This is a genomic window from Listeria sp. MAN/IMW/UF555, from assembly GCF_058684075.1.
The window spans coordinates 883,336-902,078 of the sequence record NZ_JBZWZS010000001.1 but is presented as its reverse complement, the minus strand read 5'-3'; the positions used below and the strand labels follow the sequence as shown (position 1 = coordinate 902,078).

Here is an 18,743-nt window from a genome sequence, read left to right as displayed (position 1 = left end):
GAGTTCCAGCTGAATTTGCTATAATGAAACATACAGCAAATTTAGTGAGGAGATTTCTAGCTATGAAAAAAACTGGATGGGGTATACTTGGTGCAGTTGCTGCTTTCACAGGATATGCATACTGGTCAACCAAACATTTAACCGTAACAGATTATGAAATAGTATCAGATAAAATTCCGGCAGAATGGGACGGCGCGACTTTTGTTCAGCTGTCTGATCTGCATAGTGCGAGTTTTGGTTTATATAATAATCCTTTGCTTAGTATCGTGAATCAACTAGCGCCGGATGCTGTTTTTTTAACGGGAGATATGATTGATGGTGACGAGTCTCCTTTTGTAACAATGGCAGTCGTCCGTAAATTAGCAAAAGAATTTCCGGTCTTTTATGTGAGCGGAAACCACGAAGGTAGAAGCGCATTTTATGAAGATTTTAAAGCGGACATGGAAAAACATCATGTAGCTGTCCTTGAAAACGAACGCTATTTTCTGAGAAAAGATGGTGCGGCGATCATGGTAGCTGGTGTTAAAGATCCGCGATTTGTTAGAGATGATTGGGCCGAGAAAGAATTGCCTAAACAAGTTTGGGAAGAAGAAGCATTAAAAGAAGCGCTAGATGAGGCGACAGCTAATTTATCCCCGGACTACTTTACGATTCTTCTCGCCCATCGTCCAGAATTTTGGCCACTTTATCAAGCTTATCCGGTTGATTTAGTATTGTCTGGTCACGCGCACGGCGGTCAATTTAGACTACCACTCACAGAAGGACTTTTTGCACCAGGACAAGGCTTTATGCCAAAATGGACAGCGGGAATTCACTCAGCTGGCGGAAAATCGCTTATCGTCAGTCGTGGTTTAGGCAATGTTACTAAGCTGCCGCGTCTATTTAATGATCCAGAAATCATTCGAATTACGCTTAAAGCAAAAGGGGATGCTAGAGAAAATTGATTTATTTAGACAATGAAGACGTGCTTGACCAAGCATATAATTTTGCAATGGAAGAATATGCGCTCCGTTTTTTGGATGAAAATGAAACCTATTTTATGTTTTACCGAATGAAGCCAACGATTATTGTTGGTAAAAATCAAAACACATTAGAAGAAATTAATCATTCCTTTGTAAAAGAACATAATATCGATGTTTTGCGCCGGTTATCGGGTGGCGGGGCAGTCTACAACGATGAAGGAAATATTAGTTTTAGTATGATTACAAAAGACGATGGGAATAGTTTTCAAAACTTTGCCAGATTCACAGAACCGGTTATTCAAGCACTTCAAAAATTAGGTGTAAATGCCAAACTCAGCGGAAGAAATGACATTGAGGTGGACGGCAAAAAGATAAGCGGTAATGCGCAATTTGCGACGAAAGGGCGACTTTATAGCCACGGAACGCTACTTTTTGATGTGGATTTATCTATGTTAGAACAAGCACTGCAAGTCGATCCAGAAAAATATTTATCTAAAGGCGTTAAATCTGTGCGCAGCCGTGTGACAACTATTCGCGAGCACTTAGCAGAAGATATGGATATTCAAACCTTTAAGCAAATTTTACTTGAGTCGATTTTTGAAACGACAGATATACCGAAATATAATTTCACCGCGGAAGATAAAATCGAAATAGAAAAATTACGCACTCAGCGCTATCGGAATTGGGACTGGAGTTACGGAAAATCCCCAAAAGCAACCATCAAACGCAAAAAAAGATTTCCCGCCGGCACTATCGAATTTCAGCTATCCTTAAATAAAGGGCAAGTGGCTGAAGCGATAATTTATGGTGATTTCTTTGGTACAGAAGATGTTAGTGAGTTAGCAGCTAAATTAATCGGTTGCCGTTTTGAGCGAGCAGCAGTCCAAAATGCTTGGAAAAACGTAAATACAAAAGCTTATTTTGGTAATATTGAAAAAGAAGCGATATTAGATATGTTATTTGAATAAGGATTAAAACTCTGAGATATAGATTCTCAGAGTTTTTTTGTGTATAAAAGAAAACGATTTCATTTTTATATTGACAGAAATTAAATATATATAGTATTATTTAAATATGATAAATACTAATTAAGTATAATTAATTAAAAGGAGTGAATAATTTGGTTATCGCAAACCGCGCTTTTATACAAACAAGCACCGAAAAAATAAAAAAAGAATTAAATAATCAAAAATTAGCTGACATGTATGAAAAGTGTATGGAAAACACATTAGACACCACCATTAAAATCAGGGAAAATGGTCTCACATTTATTTTAACAGGGGATATTCCAGCGATGTGGTTACGTGATTCCGTATGCCAAGTACGACCGTTCCTGCTTTTCGCTAAAGAAAATGAAGAAATTGAGTCGATGTTGATTGGTCTTAGCAAAGAACAAGTCCGTTTAGTTGGAATTGATCCTTATGCTAACGCTTTCAATGAAACGCCAAATGGAGCTGGGCATCAAGCTGATAAAACGGAAATGCATCCACAAGTATGGGAACGAAAATATGAGATTGATTCGTTATGCTATCCGATTCAATTAGCGTATTTTATTTGGAAAATTACTGGAAGAACAGAACAATTTGACGCTGCATTCTTTAAGATGTTACAAACAATTTTTGCTTTATGGGAAGTAGAACAACATCATGAAACAAAATCGCCTTATCGTTTTGAACGGCTGGACTGTGTTCCTTCTGATACTTTAAAAAGGAACGGATTAGGAACAGGAACTGCTTACACGGGTATGCTTTGGTCAGGATTTAGACCAAGTGATGATGCTTGCGAATATGGGTACCTTATTCCTTCAAATATGTTTGCAGTAGTAGTTTTAGGTTATGTCAAAGAAATTATAGAAGCTTTTTACCCAAGCGAAATAGAAACGATAAAACAAGCAGTTACCTTACAAAATGAGATTCAATTAGGAATTGAAAAATTTGGTACATATAATCATCCGACTTTCGGTGAAATATTTGCATTTGAAGTAGATGGGCTTGGAAATCAATTATTGATGGATGATGCCAATGTTCCAAGTCTACTCTCTATGCCAATCATCCAATATCTTGAGAAAGAGTCGCCAATTTATCAGAACACGCGTAAGTTTATTTTAAGTAAATCAAATCCGTATTATTTTGAAGGTGAGCTTGCAAAAGGAATTGGTAGTCCGCATACACCAACAGGATATATTTGGCCAATTGGACTGGCGATTCAAGGACTCACTGCAAATGATGAATCAGAAAAACTGGAGATTTTACAAATGTTGTTAAGAACGGATGCGGGAACTGGATTAATGCATGAATCGTTTCATCCAGACCATCCGGAAGACTTTACGCGTGAATGGTTTTCCTGGGCAAATATGATGTTTTGCGAATTAATTCTTGATGTAGCTGGATTTCGAATGGCAAATGTTTTAAAGAACTAACAAAGGAGGCTTAATGATGGCAACGATTAGAAATAAATCTGTTCAAATACATCAACAACGAATGGCTTACCTTTTTATTGCGCTTCCAGTTTTATTACTGGCAATTTTTATGATTCTTCCAATTGGAATGGCTCTGTTTGTCAGTTTTACAGATTATGATATTGTTAATTCTCCCAATTGGATCGGCTTTGACAACTACATAAAAATGTTTAGAGATCCTTATTTTCTCATTTCATTAAAGAATACGATTATCTACACAGCTTTGTTTGTACCACTTGGTCTTGTAGCATCGCTTGGAGCTGCTATCTTGATTAATATGAATAAAAAAGGAGCAGGTTTATTTCGGACATTTTTTTATGTGCCGGTATTATGCTCTACGGTAGCCACAGCGACTATCTGGTATTGGTTGCTTAATCCGCAGTATGGTTTGATTAATCGTGTTTTAGGATGGTTTGGAATTAATGGTCCTGCATGGCTTTATGATTCGAACTGGGCGATGTTTGCGATTGTGATGATGAGTGTTTGGATGACATTTGGAACTAATATGATGATTTTTCTTGCTGGACTTCAAGGCATCCCAGCTAACTTATATGAAGCTTCTAAAATAGAAGGCGCTTCAAGATGGAAAACGTTTCGTTATGTCACTTGGCCATCCCTCTCACGGACTACTTTTCTCGTAACAACGATGCTAATTATCAATGCTTTTCAGGTGTTCGATCAAGCATATGTATTAACAAAAGGCGGTCCTGGAAACTCAACGATTACACTTGTCTACTATATTTATAATGAAGGATTTGGGGGATTAAAAATGGGCTATGCATCCGCAATTTCTTTTGTACTATTTTTAATCATACTAGTATTTTCGATTATTAATATGCGTGTGAATAAAGAAGATAGGACAGCTTAAGGAGGGTTGGTATGAACACCATAAAATTAAAAAAAATGAGCAAGTCGTTCATTTGGTATATTGCAGTACTTCTAATTAGTTTAGTGACTGTTTTCCCGCTTATTTGGACAGTATCTACTTCCTTTAAACCAACGAGTGAAATTTTAAGTAATAGCATGAATTTAATTCCTAAAATGTTTACTTGGGATAATTACAAAGATGTGTTTAGTACAACCCCATTTGCCCGCTATCTAGTCAACTCTTTAATACTTGCAGTTGGTGGAGTGCTCACTAATTTATTCTTTGGATCACTAGCAGGTTATGCTTTTGCTAAGCTACCTTTTAAAGGGAAAAAAGGTCTTTTTATGACATTTTTAGGAAGTATGATGATTCCGGCTGTAGTAACAATGATTCCATCGTTTTTAGTCTTAAAGAATTTCCCGTTGATGGGTGGTAATGATATTACTGGCCATGGTGGAATGGGTTTTATTAATACTTACTGGGCAATTTTGATTCCAGGAGCTGCTGGAGCGTTTTCGATCTTTTTCATGAAACAGTTCTTTGAAACTTTGCCAGATGAACTTTCTGAAGCTGCAAGAATAGACGGTTGTTCGGAGTTTAAAATCTTTTGGAAAATCTATATGCCACTTGCTAAAACAGCGCTTGCTACCCTTGGAATAATGACATTTCAGGCTGGTTGGAATCAGTTTATGTGGCCGTTGATAGTTCTTAATTCGCAAAAAATGATGACTGTTCAAGTAGGACTTGCTTCCTTTCAATATAACGAAAGTGCCAATTATGGGGCTTTAATGGCTGGGACAATTGTTTCCACCATTCCTGTATTGTTTGTTTTTATTTTTGCACAAAAATATTTTGTAGAAGGTATTGCGCATAATGGCGGTAAATAAACTAAAAAGGAGTGTATAGGATGAAAAAAGTATTGTTAGCAATTCTTAGTATGGTGTTGTTACTCAGTTTAGCGGCTTGTGGTGGAGGTTCAGACAGTAGTAAGGATAAGGACGGAAAAGAAGAAATTGTTATGTGGGGCTCTTGGTCAGGAGATCAGATTAAACAGTTAGAGAAACAAATCGATAGTTATAATAAGTCACAAGATAAATATAAAGTAAAATATGTAATGCAAGAAAATGTGGAAGAAAAATTATTAACCGGAATTGCAGGTGGCGAACTCCCTGATATTATTATGTGGGATCGCTATCAAACAGCTCTTTATGCACCAAAAGGAGTGCTTGAACCACTAGATAAACTTGTCAAAGAAGACAACGTGAAGATGGATGACTTTTATGAAGAATCGGTGAAAGAAATGACCTATAGTGATAAATTATATGGTTTACCACTATTAAATGATAACCGAATTCTATTTTACAATAAAAAATTATTACAAGAAGCTGGCGTAAAACCACCAACTACATGGGATGAATTAGCAACCGCTGCGCAAAAAACAACGAAATGGGATGGAAATAAAATGACGCAAGCAGGAATGTCGCTTCAAGATGTTGGCTTGTTTAACTTATATTTAATGCAAGCAGGTGGCGAACTAGTAACTCCTGATAATAAAAAAACGGCATTCAATTCAGAACAAGGATTAGAAGTACTTAATTACTGGGATAAAATGCAAAATGATTTAAAAGTATACCAACGTGGTTTTGATGATGGTTCTGATGCTTTTGCAGCTGGAAAAGAAGCAATGACATACAACGGTCCATGGGCTTTAGCAGATTATAATAAAGTAGAGAATCTTGATTACGGTGTAGTAGAACCACCAAAAGGACCAAATGGCGATAAAGGCGCTATCATGGGCGGATTTGGATTAGTAATGCCTAAACAAGCTGAACATAAAGACGGCGCATGGGACTTTATGAAGTGGTGGACAACAAAACCAGAAAATGGCGTAGAATTTGCCAAAATAAGTGGTTGGTTACCAGCGAATAAAATTGCTGCTGAAAATGAATACTTTACAAAAGACCCCAATTATTCTGTTTTTGTAAATACAATGAAATATGCTAAAATCCGTCCGACTGTGGCAGGTTATGCAGATGTAGAAGGTTTAGCAATGAAACCTCAATTTGAGAAATTCATGAATGGTAATATTTCAGCGGAAAAAGCTTTATCACAAGCTGAAAAAGAAGGAAACCAAATTTTAAAAGAAGAGAGAGATAAATAAACGATGAAATGGTCCGAATATGCAAATTTAGCTCAACAAAGTTTAGAAAAATTTTATCTTGCGGATACAAAAGAACAATTTTTAAATAACTTTTATCCGACAGAAAATCCGGAAGAAGATAATAAGGTTTTTAATTATTGGTGGCTAGCTCACTTGGTGGAAGTACGATTAGATGCTTACTTACGCACGAAAAAACAAGCGGATTTGGAGGTAGCCGAAAAAACATATCAGCATAATAAAAAAAGAAATGGTGGAACACTTATTCATGATTTTTATGATGATATGCTTTGGAACGCACTTGCGGCTTATCGTCTATATAAAGCGACTGGAAAATCAATTTATTTAGAAGATGCACAGTTGGTTTGGCAGGATTTAGTGGATACTGGTTGGAACGACATCATGGGCGGTGGCTTTGCTTGGCGTCGACCACAAATGTATTATAAAAATACACCCGTGAATGCCCCGTTCATTATTCTTTCTTGTTGGCTATATAATGAACTTAATGAAACGAAATATTTAGAGTGGGCAATGAAGACCTATGAATGGCAAACTAAAGTACTTGTACGTGAAGATGGTTTTGTTGAAGATGGAATTAATCGTTTAGAAGACGGATCCATTGATTATGAATGGAAATTTACTTATAACCAAGGTGTGTATATTGGAGCTAATTTAGAATTATACCGTATCACTAAAGAAGCAAAATATTTAGACACAGCGAATAAAACTGCGGATATATCATTAAAAGAATTAACAGAAGATGGTATATTTAAAGATGAAGGAAATGGCGGAGACGAAGGGCTTTTCAAAGGAATCTTTTACAGATATTTTACAGATTTAATAGAAGAAACGGCGAATAAAACTTACCGAGATTTTGTACTAAATAGTTGTCAAATACTCGTTGAAAGCGCAAAAGTAGATGGATATTTGTTAATGGGGATGAATTGGAAAGAAAAACCTTCTGGAAAAATTCCTTATTCAGCAGAATTAAGTGGAATGATCGCACTTGAAATGGCTGCAAAATTAGAACATTAAAAAAAAGCACCTCCTACTTGGAGGTGCTTTTTAGTGGCTCGACTGAATCTCCTTCTACAAGCATTGGAGGTAAAGTTTCTTTATTTATCGTATCTGGTTTAAGCACTTGATTTAACAGCATATCCACTGCTTTAACGCCTATTTCATATTGTGCTTGTTTTATATGTGTAAATTGGAATGCGGAGGTATCAAAAAAATTATCTGGATGATCAAAACAAACCACCGATAAATTAGTAGGAATAGATTTGCCTAACTTATTACATGCTTGTTTTATCAAAAGGGCGATATTGTATTCTGTCGCTACAAGGGCAGTAATTTCTGGATGTGTTTCTAAAAAATGAGCAATTTTATCAATATCTGTTTGAATCGAAACCGTTGAATTTGGCATTACTGATTCAATTTCACGAAAAACATAATCAGAATGAAAAGCGGTATGGAAAGATGCATGTCCGCGAATAAAACCATTCACTCGACTATCAAGCGTAGAAACTGGACTAGTAGACGTTATCATTCCAATGTGCTTATGGCCAAGTTCAAATAATTTCTCTGTAATAATACGACCAGCTTCTGTATTGTCGGAACTAATAGAGGATATTGGTAAACCTTCTAACGTACGATCTATCACAACTAAAGGGAATTTTTGAGAAGCAAGCTCCAGTAAAGTTGGTGAAACAAATTTAGAACTAGCAGGTAAAATCAGTATCCCAGCAACATTCATTTCAATAAATTCTTGCAGTATTTCTTCTTCTCGTTCAGTATCTCCCAGTGATTTTTTTACAATAATATGAGCTTTAGAGTCACTGTGCTCTAGCATACCGGATAATAAAATCGTTCCAAAAGTATCGTCGAAATTCGTCATAATACAACCAAAAAGTGGTTTATCGAACTTCCTCGTTTCGATTTGCTCACTATTTGGCGAGTCATTAATAACAAAAGTGCCGACACGAGGGCGCCTTGAAATATAACCATCTTTTTTTAATAATTCCAGCGCTTTTTTTAACGTAATACTGCTCACATCAAATTGAGCCATTAATTCATTTTCAGTCGGCATTTTGCTACCAACAGGAATCTTGCCTTCTTGAATGGATAATTTTAGTTGATCATAAACTTTTTGATATAGTAGTGTTTTCATTTACTCACCCATTAAATATATTTTATAATATTAATTATATTTAATTTTAAGCATAATGTAAACTAATTACGATAAAAAAGTGAAAATCTCTTTACAAACTTTAATAAATGGATGACTCATGTTAAACTTAAATTTAGGAAAAAAAGGAAAAGGTGTAGAAATGGCTATAAAAAAATTAAACGATTTTTATTTTAAAAAACTTAGTAGCTGGAATTTAATACATAGCTTTATGAAAGGTTTTTGGAGAGCGTTTTTTTTATTAGTGCTGCTTTTAATTGTTGGTAATGTTATAGTCATGAATTTAGTGGATAATCGTTTTTTTATTCCAGTAATTTTGGTTAGTTTACTCTGTATTCCACTTTTTTATTACCTATTGATTTATAATCGGGCGAAAAAATTTATTAAAACCCGTTATCAGTTGCGTAATTTTAAAGAGTTAGCAGTTATGCGTCGCTATTTATTATTTGCTTATTTAGAAAAAAGTGGCTTCAGCTCAAGAGATGACTTAGAAAAACTGCTTCGGTTTATTCACTCTGAAATGGCGGAAGAGAAAAAGAACTATAAGCCCCTTAGTACGATGATAGGCGTTTTTATCGCTGCATTTTTAGCTATATTAGGCGGGTCTTTTCTATTTTTAATGAATAATGTAGCAGAACGACTCATTGCGGCAGTGATCATTATCGTTATGGCAATAGTATTGTATTTTTTCGGGATTACGATTATGTCAGTTATTCGTTCTAAATCAGAAATAAATGCAAAAAAAGAGCAAGAACTAACAAAAGAAATAATTGCTATTCAAACAGCTATGTTAGTCACAGAAAATACGAGTTACCATCCCTTTTTGGCGATGGAGAAAAAAGTGAATGAAAACGATTTTTTGAAAGAGATTATTACATCACGGTCCTTTTTATAACATAATTTTTTAGGCATACTTAGGAGGAAAAGTAATGACAACCAAACGCAAAGAGACTAGAGAAAGTGTTTGTTATCGGGAAATTAAAAAGAAGATTAGAAACGGGGAACTAAAGCCAGGTGATCGCTTAATAGAAAACACGTTATCAGAGCAGCTTGGTATTAGCCGGACGCCCATTCGTAAAGCAATCGGGATGCTTGCTGCAGATGGATATGTGGAATATAATGATTTCCGCGGCGCTTTTGTTCGGGACAGTATTATTAATAAAGAACGTTATTTTGAAATGACTGAAATTCTTGGTTTATTTTTAAAACAAGCCATTCAAAAAATTCGTACTAAAAAAATCAGTTTTAATAAGATGCGCGTAGTCGCTAAGTTAGTAGAAATTGAACGTGATGTAGAACCAAGTGATCCAGCAGTTTATTTTGAATATGAAAAATGGTTTGTTAATGATTTATTAACCTATATGAAAAATAATTACTACTTAAAAATTAGCAATGACTTTTTTAATAATATTCAAGAGTTTGGTGATGAGGAAGTAATTAAAATCGCTCAAAACGCTTGTGTTAAAACAATCGCTAATATTCAGCGTTTTATCGATGCGCTTGAAGCACAAAATTACGACGAATGTATGGCGATTATTGATCAAGTTATTGATGCACATGTATTAGTCGCTTATCGGTAAAAAAGCATTGTCCCTTTTGACGGGGACAATGCTTTATTTTATTTTTACTAAATATCTTCCGGTTATTCCGCCATTCATGATTTGGTGAAGGGCAGCTGGTAATTCAGAAAAATTGATTTCAGTAGCAAGCTCATTTAAATTAGTTAATTTAAAATCTGTTGCAAGTCGTTTCCAGATGCGTTCTCGTTTTGGCATTGGACAAAGAACGGAATCAATACCAAAAAGTTGAATCCCACGCAAGATAAAAGGGAAAACAGTTGTATCTAATTTTCCACCCGCTGACATACCACATGTCGTTACTGCCCCGCCGTATTTTACAGCAGTTAGTAAGTACGAAAGTGGTTTTCCGCCAACACAATCAATCGCCCCTGCATATAGTTGTTTATCTAGAGCGCGGATTTTTTCTGGTTGGAATGCTTCGCGGGGAACGACTTCTTTCGCGCCTAGTTTATGTAAGAATGTTTCTGCGTCTTTTTTTCCTGAAGAAGCTACGACTGAATATCCTCTTTTAGCTAAAATGGCTGTGCTAAGGCTACCAACGCCGCCAGTAGCGCCACTCACAGCGATTTTTCCAGCATCTGGTGTTACGCCGCTAAATTCCAGCGCATCGACCGAGAGCGCTGCTGTGAAGCCTGCTGTTCCTAGTACCATAGCTTCTTTGAGCGATAAACCTTTTGGTAAAGCGACCACCCATTCAGCAGGAACGCGGATAATTTCGCTATAACCGCCAAAATAGCTAACACCAAAATCATAGCTTGTTACGATAACCTCATCACCGGCCCTAAAACGATCTGATTTTGATTCAACAACGACACCACTTGCATCAATTCCCGGAATAAAAGGATATTCATTCACAATTTTTCCATCAGGAAGTACTGCCAGCCCATCTTTGTAATTAATACCAGAATAGTGAACCTCAATTGTTACTTCATTTTCTGGTAAGTTATCTAAAGTAGTTTCTCTAAAATGAAGTGAAGTATTGTCTGCCTCTTTTTCAATGAAAAGCGCTTGAAATGATTTCATTAATAAATTCCTCCACAACTCTATTTTGTGTTCATCTTCACTTTACGACTTTTTTCGGCATTTTTCAAGGCTGTGACTGGTACAAATCCCTATTTCAAGGTAAACTATAGTAGTGAAGATGCCTATATTATGTGTGAAAATATAAATAGAATTTTTTTGCAAGAGAGGGTGAGTGCGATGGGTAAGGCACTATTGATTGTGAATCCATCATCAGGTAAAGAAAAAGGAAAAACGTATCAAGGAAAAACAGAAGAAGTCTTAAAAAAACGATATGATGAAGTAGAAGTACGTTTAACAGAAAAAGCAGGAGATGCAACTGAATTTGCGTCTTGGGCATCGGAACAAGGGTTTGACGCAGTTATCGCAATGGGCGGTGATGGAACGCTAAATGAAACTATAAATGGTTTAGCAATCCATGAAAAACGACCAGATTTCGGCTTTATTCCACTTGGAACCGTCAATGATTTGGCGCGTTCAGTAGGAATACCGCTAAAACCCGAAAAAGCGATTCAAGCGCTTGAAAAAGCAAAAGCAATTCCAATGGACATCGGCCGAATTGGCGATCAATATTTTATGAACGTATTAGCGATTGGAATGATTGCGCAAGCCGTTGACCAAGTGAGCGTAGAACAAAAAACGAAATTTGGTTCAGTAGCATACTTTTTAGAAGGCTTAAAAGCATTTAACCGCAATGAACTACTTCATTTTAAACTAGAATATGACGAGGAAGTATGGGAAGGTGAGGCAGCGCTTGTTGTGGCTGGCTTAACGAAATCAGTCGGCGGAATGGAATCATGGGCTCCCGATGCCAAAATCGATGATGGTTATCTTCATGTCGTCGTGTTAACTAAATTAGGACTACTTGATGCGGCAAATATGATTCCGCAATTAATTCGTGGTAATTTAAAAAATAGCGATGGCGTTGTTTATATTAAAACGAAGAAATTAACGATTGATGCAAGCGGGGACGACTTAAGCATTAATGTGGACGGCGATCCAGGTCCAGGCGTTCCAGCCGAGATTGAAGTCCTTGGAAGCCATTTGAACATCCTCGCACCTAAAAAAAGCAGCCAGAAGCGCTTCGGTCCATTCATACTGAAAAAGTAACAGCTAGCGTTGTTGTTATAAATGTAGAAGAATAAGGAGATGAGAAGCTTTATGGAAGAGGAATTAGAAGTCATTCATAAAGGTCTTGCCAATGCGAAAAATGGTTTTAAAGCGGTCCCTGGGAAGCTTTATTTGACCGAAACTTACATTGTCCACAAGCCAAATGATTACTTTGACGAAGAAATCAATATTCCACTGAACCGCGTCTCTAAAATTCGCGGAGTCCGAACAAAAATTCTTGGAAAAGAGTTATTATCCAACATTTTAGAAGTAGATATGATTTCAGGTGTGAAGTATCAATTTGTTGTAAATAAACAAAAGAAATGGCTTGAAGCGGTCAGAAAAGTATTAGAAAGCCGAGGTGAACCAGAAAAATTAGGATAAAAAGAAGCTGGCGCAGCAAAGTGTCCAGCTTCTTTTTTTATGCTAAATGAAAGGCAGTTGCACCAATTAAGTTGGCATCATTTCCGAACTGACAACTAACTACAGTTGGGCGAATTGTAGCAATCGGAACACTCGCCTTTACTTGATCGACGTAGCTATTTAGTTCAGTTATAAAATCAGGACGTTCACTCACACCGCCACCGATCACAACCATCTCAGGATCAAGTGCATACTGTAAATTAAAAATACTTCGAGCTAAATAATAAAACATTGTCTCAAGTTCTTCTTTGGCGACCTCATTTCCTTCTGAACGAAGCTTAAAAACAAGATGACCATCGACTTCATCAGCAGGGAGCTCCAGGCGTTCTGAAATCCGAGTAGCAGCATTTACGACAGTACCAAGCTCGCTAAGTGTGTGTCCATCACGGTCCATCAACATATAACCAAATTCGCCGCCATGTAAATTCGCGCCATGATGTACTTTACCACCACGAATAACGGTGCCACCTACGCCACTTCCAAGTATCATAAAAATAATATCTTGTTTATCTTTAGCTGCTCCAATCCAAACTTCTGCTAAAGCCGCACAGTTGGCGTCATTTTCCATTGTAACCGGAAGCCCGAGTTTTTCTTCAAGTAATTGTTTGAAAGGAAAGTTATGTATGTAAGGAATTGCGCTCGCTCCGCCAATGATGCCGGTTTCATTATTTACTGCACCAGGACAACTAAAAGCAGCACCTTGGAAAGAATAGTCATAATTAGATTTCACATCCACCAATAATTGTATCATTTCATCCAAATTATCCGGAGTTGTAAATTTACCCTTTTCTAGTATTGCGCCTTCTGTTGTTAAAACGCCATACTTCACTGCGGTACCACCCATATCAAATGCTAGTATCGTCATAATCCGATCTCCTTTTTATAAAAAGTATATACTTATCATACTTTTAAATAAGACAAATGACAAATAAAAAGTGAAATTACTTTGCTAAAAATTACCGTCACTTTCGAGTTTTGTGCTATAATAAAGCAAGAATTTGAAGCGCAGGAGGAAATGGTTAGTGGAGATAAAGGTTCAAAAAAAATTGACTGACGGCAGAATCGCTTTTAGTAGTGAATATGGTGAATGCGTTGGTATATGGGCCGATGAAGACCCAGAACCAAGTAGGGTTTACACGGTAGAAATTACGATACCTGATATGATTACCGCGGAACTTTTGCATGAAAGTGAAGAAAAACATTGTTTATTAGAAATAGATGAAGATGGCTTAGTTCATGTAGTTGGTAAGTTAGAAGACTACGAGGAAGATGGCTTTGCGGTACTCCGTCTAGAAGAAAGTATTATTTGTTTTGATACGAAATTCAGCGAAGAAATCGAAATGCTCCATGGAAGATTTGTTGAATTTGTTATTCCGGAAATAGAATTAAGTAATGTTGGTATATAAAAAAACGCCATGCTCCATTCTCTTAAAAGGGAAGGTGAGCGTGGCGTTTTTTAGCTATATGTAGTAAATACAGCGAGCATTTTTTCTAAATCTTGTTCAGATCTTGCAAAGAGCATTAAACGTTGGCGATTAGTTTCAATGACTAACACACCGTCTTCCGATAAATTCATTCGTTCGATTTTAGCGTATGGGAAGAATAGAAGGGCATAATAAAGTCCTGTTTCTTTAAAAACAGCTTTTGAACTACGGAAGAAACAAATATAGATGAATAATACACCCATAACAGCAAGTAATACCGAAGTAGAGAACGGACCTTCACGAAAGAATGTATTGGAAACAAATAAAAGAACAATGATTCCGACGAAAATATAGCCATCCCAACGTCCGCGAGAACGCAATTTGACACTTAAGACTGTTTTACCTTTTGAAAGAGGAATTACTGCATCATTATACAAGATATACAGTAACGTCAATATGTTGGCAATGAATAAAAAGATATTAGTAGCATCCCAAACCATTTAGTTATCACTCACAATCTATCATTGATATAGTTTAGTCATATTGTAACATAATTACAGGAGGAAAAGGGAGAACTGGCTTCAAGATTGATTTCCTCATAGATACAATTATAGTCAAAATCGGAAGAATATGAATTTTAACTATTATGTAAAGTGAAAGTAGTATCTAAAAAAATAAATTAAAGCTTATTTTCAAGGTATAGATTCACAAAACGATCACAAAATGAAAGCGATACCAATGATATAATATACTTATATTTCATAGAGAAGGAGTAGCATGATGATAGATAGAAAAATTCATGAAAGTACTTTCCGACAAAACGTGGAAAGCATCCTTAGAAAATGAGTAGGATTGACATTGCAGAACTCAATGATTTTCTTCAAGGATTACGAAGCAGTAATGCCGAGGCTAAAAAGATGATACGCGGAATTCAACAAGCAGCGAGCAAGTATGCGCAAGATAAAAGTTTAAAAGGGCAAGCGGTATCAGCTTCCCAAAGCTACTTTGCTTCCAGTTATCCCTCTATTGCACAAAGTATTTTAGAAGCTTTAGAGGAAAGCGAAGAACGTTTAGCACAATACATACGCGAGTTTGGTAGCCAAGTCGACAGCTCGCCGTCCGCCCGAATCGATGCGGAAATTCTCCAAGAGGCAATGGCAAAAGTGGTGCATTTGCAGCGAAAAGAAGAAGACTTACATCGCCAACTCATCGCGCCGAATACGAAACCGGATATGCAACAAGTATACGTAGTCCGAGCAAGAAGTGCACACACGCAATTACTGCAAGCCATCCAAAAAGAAGATATACTAGAGAGGTACATCGCCTTTGAACAAAGTCACGCCCAGTTTTTTAGTGCGTTAACCGAACTCATTCACTCCACAGGACGAGCGGTGCAAGAGCTGAAACAAAATGTGACGTTCCATGAGAAAACAGGCACCTATGCTGTACCTAAAAGCGTTCATGCATCGATTAGTTTGATGAGAAAAGCGATGGATAAAGCGCGCAAAGAAAACGCGAAAGATCCTTTTCCAGAAGCATTCGAAGACTATCAGTTATTCGCCTATACGTATGTGAATGACAAAGGCGAAACCGTCACGATGTGGCTGCTGGAACGAGACGGCAAACGCGCCACTAACAAAGAACTCCAAGCTTTTCTAGAGGAAAATGGAGCCGAGTTAGACCCTATTCTGTACACAAATCTTTCCGGTGAAGAGCTCGAACGCAAAGTAAATGACGCATGGAAAGACGGCGTCAACTACTTAAATGGTCAAAAAGTAACCGGATTTTCCGGGGCGACACTGAGGTCCTCTGCTTATGTAGCTAGCGTGAAGGATGCAATGGATGACGCTGGTTTGACCGATATGGCACTAGGATTAGGCTTTGGGATTGCTGTTGCTAGGAATAAAGCTTTACGAACTAAATTGCAAAATAATTCTATTCGACAGAGAATTGAATTTAATAATGAAGAACTTTTTAAAGAACATTTTAAAAAACATAGTAGAGAAATAATGGATACATTAAATTTAAAAAGGTATTCAAGGAATGATTACTTAAATGATGCTAATCAAGTAATTAGTACAGGGCAATATGTTCCAGAAATAAATGGTTATGTGAAACTTGTTGGTGGAAAAGGCAAAGCAAAATATGCATTTGTTGGGCTGGATAGAGAAACAGGGAGTATAACTACTTTTCATTTGAAAAGTGTGAAGCAGCTTATGAAAAAAGCTCCCAGCCTAAAGTTAGAAAAATAGGAGGAAGTAAAAATGATAAAAGTAAAATCAATCTATTGGTTAGATGAGGCCGCAAAGGAAGCGGATGTCGTTTTAACTGATGGAGAATATAATGTAGTTTGTTTCTCTCATCCATGTGAGCTTGCTCTAAATGGTTTATATAATGAGCTTATTTTTTGCTTTGATCCATTTGATATTTTTAAACTTAATCAAAAAGAATTTAGTATGGAGGTTCCTAATGACAATCCAGATTTGTATATTTTAAAAGGAGAACTAATAGATGCAACAGATTCAATTATACAAATTGGTGAATTTAAAATAGATATATCCGAGGGTGATATTGCTCAAGATATTCATAAAGGGGATTTTGTAGAATTGAAGGTTCATAGAATAGATACTGAATGAGAAAAAAGTCCAGATAAGACACAAAAAAGAACCGGGATTAATCCCGGTTCTTTCCAAATTATTATAACCACCCATTACCCTAGCGGTGAATACCCAGCTGGTGGAAGTCCTAAAATACCAGACCAGTAACCTAGAATACCAACAACGAATAGTCCCAAAATTAGCCATAAAGCATTGACTTTTTTCTTCAGAATCCACATACAAGCGAATGTTAGTAGAAGGGCAAGAAGACCTGGCATTAATTGGTCCAAGATACTTTGAACAGTAGTTGGAACGTCTTTACCAGTTTTAGAGTCTTCTGTTGTATAAGCTACTAGTGGAACATAGATTGTGGTCCATTTATTAACAAGGGCACCCATAACGAATAGTCCGAGAATGGAAGCTCCTTCTGTTAGTTTTTGAAGCAGGCCGCCAGACATATCAGATACAACATCTGTACCTTTTGTATATCCGTAGAACACGCCCCAATAACGGAAACCTAGACGAATTGCATTAAATAGTACGAAGAATAAAATTGGCCCGATGATACTACCGTCAGTTGCAAAACCTGCACCTAAAGCGGCAAGTACCGGACGAACAGTTCCCCAGAAAATTGGATCCCCAACACCGGCAAGTGGTCCCATTAGACCAACTTTAATACCATTGATAGCGCCGTCGTCAATATCAGCGCCATTGGCTTTTTGTTCTTCCATCGCAGTAGTTACACCTAAGATAGGTGCGGCCATATATGGATGGGTATTAAAGAACTCAAGGTGACGTTTGATAGCTTGTTCTCTATCAGGTCCTTTTTCAGGATAAAGACGTTTGATTACTGGGATTACTGAGAAACAGAAACCTAGAGATTGCATACGTTCAAAGTTCCACGACCCTTGGAAGAGGTTGGAACGAATGAAAACGCCCATTAAATCACTTTTCGTTATTTTCTTTTCATTAACTGTAATTTGTTCACTCATATTTTTTCTCCCCCTTCCTTAGTCGTCAAGGTCGTCGTCGAGATCATCATCCGCTGATCGTCCGCCGCCGCCTCCACCGTATTGTTGGATAGCTTCTTTCAATTGATATTTAGGATTTAGTTGGATATATACGATTGCTGCAACTAGTCCTAGAACACCTAGTGCTACTAAGTTGAAGGCAGTAAATGCTGCTACAACAAAACCTAAGAAGAAGAAAGGCATTAAATATTTAGCTGACATCATGTTAATAACCATTGCGTAACCAACAACAACGATAAATCCACCAGCTACGTTAAGACCATTAACAATAACATCAGGAATGGCATTGAGTAAATTTTCTACGGCGCTAGTACCAACTGTTACCGCAACGATAACGGCTGGAATTGCGATACGCATTGCTTGAAGTAGTAGTGCAGTAACATGTATCCAGTCGAGACTTCGCAGATTACCTTCCTTACCAGCTTTATCAGCCATGTGTTGGAAAGCAACTGTAATTGTACGAACTAGAATTGTAAGTACTTGACCAAGAGCAGCTAAAGGAATCGCAAGCGAAATACCTACGCTAATATCTTGTCCCCCTGTAATAACTAAGATAGTAGAAATAATAGATGCAAGTGCAGCATCAGGTGCAACAGCAGCTCCGATGTTCATCCAGCCAAGCGCGATCATTTCAAGTGTTCCCCCAATAATGATACCGGTTGTAATATCCCCTAAAACAAGACCGATTAATGTACAGGCAATTAATGGACGGTGCGTTTGCCACTCATCCAAAATACTACCCATACCACTAATACATGATACGAGGAATACAAGGATTAATTGTATTGCTGACATATATTTCCCTCCCAATTTTTCTTTAAAATGATAAAAAAGATAATTTCAATATGATGACTGAATAATGAAAGCGTCTGTTACATGAGCTTTTATTCATGAATCACCCCTTTAAAGGTCTTCCTTTAAACGTTT

Annotated in this window: 20 protein-coding genes; 14 read left to right on the top strand and 6 right to left on the bottom strand. The window is 37.0% G+C overall.

What is annotated here, in order from left to right; all coding sequences use genetic code 11:
• Positions 1-62: 62 nt before the first annotated feature.
• From AC4PG8_RS04495 to AC4PG8_RS04465, 7 genes are all read left to right on the top strand, one after another.
• A complete protein-coding gene (locus AC4PG8_RS04495) occupies positions 63-944 on the top strand; it encodes a metallophosphoesterase (protein ID WP_185540232.1) in 882 nt (293 codons plus the stop codon).
• Positions 941-1,930 (top strand): lipoate protein ligase LplA2, encoded by a 990-nt coding sequence (lplA2, locus tag AC4PG8_RS04490; protein ID WP_492170070.1) that lies wholly within the window; start codon positions 941-943, stop codon positions 1,928-1,930. Before AC4PG8_RS04495 ends, lplA2 begins: the two co-directional genes overlap by 4 nt.
• A 152-nt stretch (positions 1,931-2,082) precedes the next feature.
• Positions 2,083-3,381, top strand: a complete 1,299-nt coding sequence (locus AC4PG8_RS04485; RefSeq protein WP_492170069.1) for a glycoside hydrolase family 125 protein — start codon at positions 2,083-2,085, stop codon at positions 3,379-3,381.
• A gap of 16 nt (positions 3,382-3,397) precedes the next feature.
• Entirely contained in the window at positions 3,398-4,288 is an 891-nt protein-coding gene (locus AC4PG8_RS04480) for a carbohydrate ABC transporter permease (protein WP_010990596.1), read from the top strand.
• Positions 4,289-4,299: 11 nt separating this feature from the next.
• The gene (locus AC4PG8_RS04475; RefSeq protein WP_160465179.1) at positions 4,300-5,175 is read left to right on the top strand and encodes a carbohydrate ABC transporter permease; all 876 of its coding nucleotides are present in this window, start codon (positions 4,300-4,302) and stop codon (positions 5,173-5,175) included.
• Between the two features lie 20 nt (positions 5,176-5,195).
• Positions 5,196-6,449, top strand: a complete 1,254-nt coding sequence (locus AC4PG8_RS04470; RefSeq protein WP_185547087.1) for an ABC transporter substrate-binding protein — start codon at positions 5,196-5,198, stop codon at positions 6,447-6,449.
• 3 nt (positions 6,450-6,452) lie between these two features.
• Entirely contained in the window at positions 6,453-7,481 is a 1,029-nt protein-coding gene (locus AC4PG8_RS04465; RefSeq protein WP_492170068.1) for a glycoside hydrolase family 76 protein, read from the top strand.
• A gap of 13 nt (positions 7,482-7,494) precedes the next feature.
• Here the strand turns inward: AC4PG8_RS04465 and AC4PG8_RS04460 are convergent, their stop codons facing one another.
• A complete protein-coding gene (locus tag AC4PG8_RS04460; protein ID WP_185540224.1) occupies positions 7,495-8,613 on the bottom strand; it encodes a GntR family transcriptional regulator in 1,119 nt (372 codons plus the stop codon).
• A gap of 160 nt (positions 8,614-8,773) precedes the next feature.
• On the opposite strand from AC4PG8_RS04460, the gene AC4PG8_RS04455 reads away from it, so the two are divergent.
• Positions 8,774-9,526: a hypothetical protein gene (locus AC4PG8_RS04455; protein WP_185505356.1), complete on the top strand. Its 753-nt coding sequence runs from the start codon at positions 8,774-8,776 to the stop codon at positions 9,524-9,526.
• A gap of 34 nt (positions 9,527-9,560) precedes the next feature.
• Positions 9,561-10,211, top strand: a complete 651-nt coding sequence (locus AC4PG8_RS04450; protein ID WP_003761094.1) for a GntR family transcriptional regulator — start codon at positions 9,561-9,563, stop codon at positions 10,209-10,211.
• Positions 10,212-10,244: 33 nt separating this feature from the next.
• Here the strand turns inward: AC4PG8_RS04450 and AC4PG8_RS04445 are convergent, their stop codons facing one another.
• Positions 10,245-11,234: an NADPH:quinone oxidoreductase family protein gene (locus tag AC4PG8_RS04445; RefSeq protein ID WP_492170067.1), complete on the bottom strand. Its 990-nt coding sequence runs from the start codon at positions 11,232-11,234 to the stop codon at positions 10,245-10,247.
• Positions 11,235-11,411: 177 nt separating this feature from the next.
• On the opposite strand from AC4PG8_RS04445, the gene AC4PG8_RS04440 reads away from it, so the two are divergent.
• Together AC4PG8_RS04440 and AC4PG8_RS04435 are read left to right on the top strand one after the other, a co-directional pair.
• Positions 11,412-12,341: a diacylglycerol/lipid kinase family protein gene (locus AC4PG8_RS04440; RefSeq protein ID WP_010990601.1), complete on the top strand. Its 930-nt coding sequence runs from the start codon at positions 11,412-11,414 to the stop codon at positions 12,339-12,341.
• Positions 12,342-12,392: 51 nt separating this feature from the next.
• The gene (locus tag AC4PG8_RS04435; RefSeq protein WP_003761100.1) at positions 12,393-12,725 is read left to right on the top strand and encodes a hypothetical protein; all 333 of its coding nucleotides are present in this window, start codon (positions 12,393-12,395) and stop codon (positions 12,723-12,725) included.
• 37 nt (positions 12,726-12,762) lie between these two features.
• Here AC4PG8_RS04435 and AC4PG8_RS04430 read toward each other — a convergent pair whose 3' ends face one another.
• Positions 12,763-13,629: an ROK family protein gene (locus tag AC4PG8_RS04430; protein WP_492170066.1), complete on the bottom strand. Its 867-nt coding sequence runs from the start codon at positions 13,627-13,629 to the stop codon at positions 12,763-12,765.
• 157 nt (positions 13,630-13,786) lie between these two features.
• On the opposite strand from AC4PG8_RS04430, the gene AC4PG8_RS04425 reads away from it, so the two are divergent.
• On the top strand, positions 13,787-14,170 hold the full coding sequence (locus AC4PG8_RS04425) for a hypothetical protein (RefSeq protein ID WP_003761103.1): 384 nt from the start codon (positions 13,787-13,789) through the stop codon (positions 14,168-14,170).
• 50 nt (positions 14,171-14,220) lie between these two features.
• Here AC4PG8_RS04425 and AC4PG8_RS04420 read toward each other — a convergent pair whose 3' ends face one another.
• Entirely contained in the window at positions 14,221-14,688 is a 468-nt protein-coding gene (locus AC4PG8_RS04420) for an Lmo0779 family protein (protein ID WP_185505329.1), read from the bottom strand.
• Positions 14,689-15,030: 342 nt separating this feature from the next.
• Between AC4PG8_RS04420 and AC4PG8_RS04415 the strand changes: the two genes are divergently transcribed.
• Both AC4PG8_RS04415 and AC4PG8_RS04410 read left to right on the top strand, forming a co-directional pair.
• Positions 15,031-16,440, top strand: a complete 1,410-nt coding sequence (locus tag AC4PG8_RS04415; protein ID WP_492170065.1) for a T7SS effector LXG polymorphic toxin — start codon at positions 15,031-15,033, stop codon at positions 16,438-16,440.
• Between the two features lie 12 nt (positions 16,441-16,452).
• Positions 16,453-16,824, top strand: coding sequence for a hypothetical protein (locus AC4PG8_RS04410; RefSeq protein ID WP_185311199.1), 372 nt, complete (start codon positions 16,453-16,455; stop codon positions 16,822-16,824).
• A gap of 74 nt (positions 16,825-16,898) precedes the next feature.
• Here the strand turns inward: AC4PG8_RS04410 and AC4PG8_RS04405 are convergent, their stop codons facing one another.
• Complete coding sequence (locus tag AC4PG8_RS04405) at positions 16,899-17,777, bottom strand: PTS mannose transporter subunit IID (RefSeq protein WP_003761108.1); 879 nt, start codon at positions 17,775-17,777, stop codon at positions 16,899-16,901.
• Positions 17,778-17,795: 18 nt separating this feature from the next.
• Positions 17,796-18,611: a PTS mannose/fructose/sorbose transporter subunit IIC gene (locus AC4PG8_RS04400; protein ID WP_003770981.1), complete on the bottom strand. Its 816-nt coding sequence runs from the start codon at positions 18,609-18,611 to the stop codon at positions 17,796-17,798.
• Positions 18,612-18,743: the final 132 nt, after the last annotated feature.

Bases quoted from the DNA above. Each gene is read 5' to 3' on its own strand.
- AC4PG8_RS04495 (WP_185540232.1), top strand. From the start codon at position 63: ATGAAAAAAACTGGATGGGGTATACTTGGTGCAGTTGCTGCTTTCACA.
- AC4PG8_RS04480 (WP_010990596.1), top strand. From the start codon at position 3,398: ATGGCAACGATTAGAAATAAATCTGTTCAAATACATCAACAACGAATG.
- AC4PG8_RS04475 (WP_160465179.1), top strand. From the start codon at position 4,300: ATGAACACCATAAAATTAAAAAAAATGAGCAAGTCGTTCATTTGGTAT.
- AC4PG8_RS04470 (WP_185547087.1), top strand. From the start codon at position 5,196: ATGAAAAAAGTATTGTTAGCAATTCTTAGTATGGTGTTGTTACTCAGT.
- AC4PG8_RS04465 (WP_492170068.1), top strand. From the start codon at position 6,453: ATGAAATGGTCCGAATATGCAAATTTAGCTCAACAAAGTTTAGAAAAA.
- AC4PG8_RS04460 (WP_185540224.1), bottom strand. From the start codon at position 8,613: ATGAAAACACTACTATATCAAAAAGTTTATGATCAACTAAAATTATCC.
- AC4PG8_RS04455 (WP_185505356.1), top strand. From the start codon at position 8,774: ATGGCTATAAAAAAATTAAACGATTTTTATTTTAAAAAACTTAGTAGC.
- AC4PG8_RS04450 (WP_003761094.1), top strand. From the start codon at position 9,561: ATGACAACCAAACGCAAAGAGACTAGAGAAAGTGTTTGTTATCGGGAA.
- AC4PG8_RS04445 (WP_492170067.1), bottom strand. From the start codon at position 11,234: ATGAAATCATTTCAAGCGCTTTTCATTGAAAAAGAGGCAGACAATACT.
- AC4PG8_RS04440 (WP_010990601.1), top strand. From the start codon at position 11,412: ATGGGTAAGGCACTATTGATTGTGAATCCATCATCAGGTAAAGAAAAA.
- AC4PG8_RS04435 (WP_003761100.1), top strand. From the start codon at position 12,393: ATGGAAGAGGAATTAGAAGTCATTCATAAAGGTCTTGCCAATGCGAAA.
- AC4PG8_RS04430 (WP_492170066.1), bottom strand. From the start codon at position 13,629: ATGACGATACTAGCATTTGATATGGGTGGTACCGCAGTGAAGTATGGC.
- AC4PG8_RS04420 (WP_185505329.1), bottom strand. From the start codon at position 14,688: ATGGTTTGGGATGCTACTAATATCTTTTTATTCATTGCCAACATATTG.
- AC4PG8_RS04415 (WP_492170065.1), top strand. From the start codon at position 15,031: ATGAGTAGGATTGACATTGCAGAACTCAATGATTTTCTTCAAGGATTA.
- AC4PG8_RS04410 (WP_185311199.1), top strand. From the start codon at position 16,453: ATGATAAAAGTAAAATCAATCTATTGGTTAGATGAGGCCGCAAAGGAA.
- AC4PG8_RS04405 (WP_003761108.1), bottom strand. From the start codon at position 17,777: ATGAGTGAACAAATTACAGTTAATGAAAAGAAAATAACGAAAAGTGAT.
- AC4PG8_RS04400 (WP_003770981.1), bottom strand. From the start codon at position 18,611: ATGTCAGCAATACAATTAATCCTTGTATTCCTCGTATCATGTATTAGT.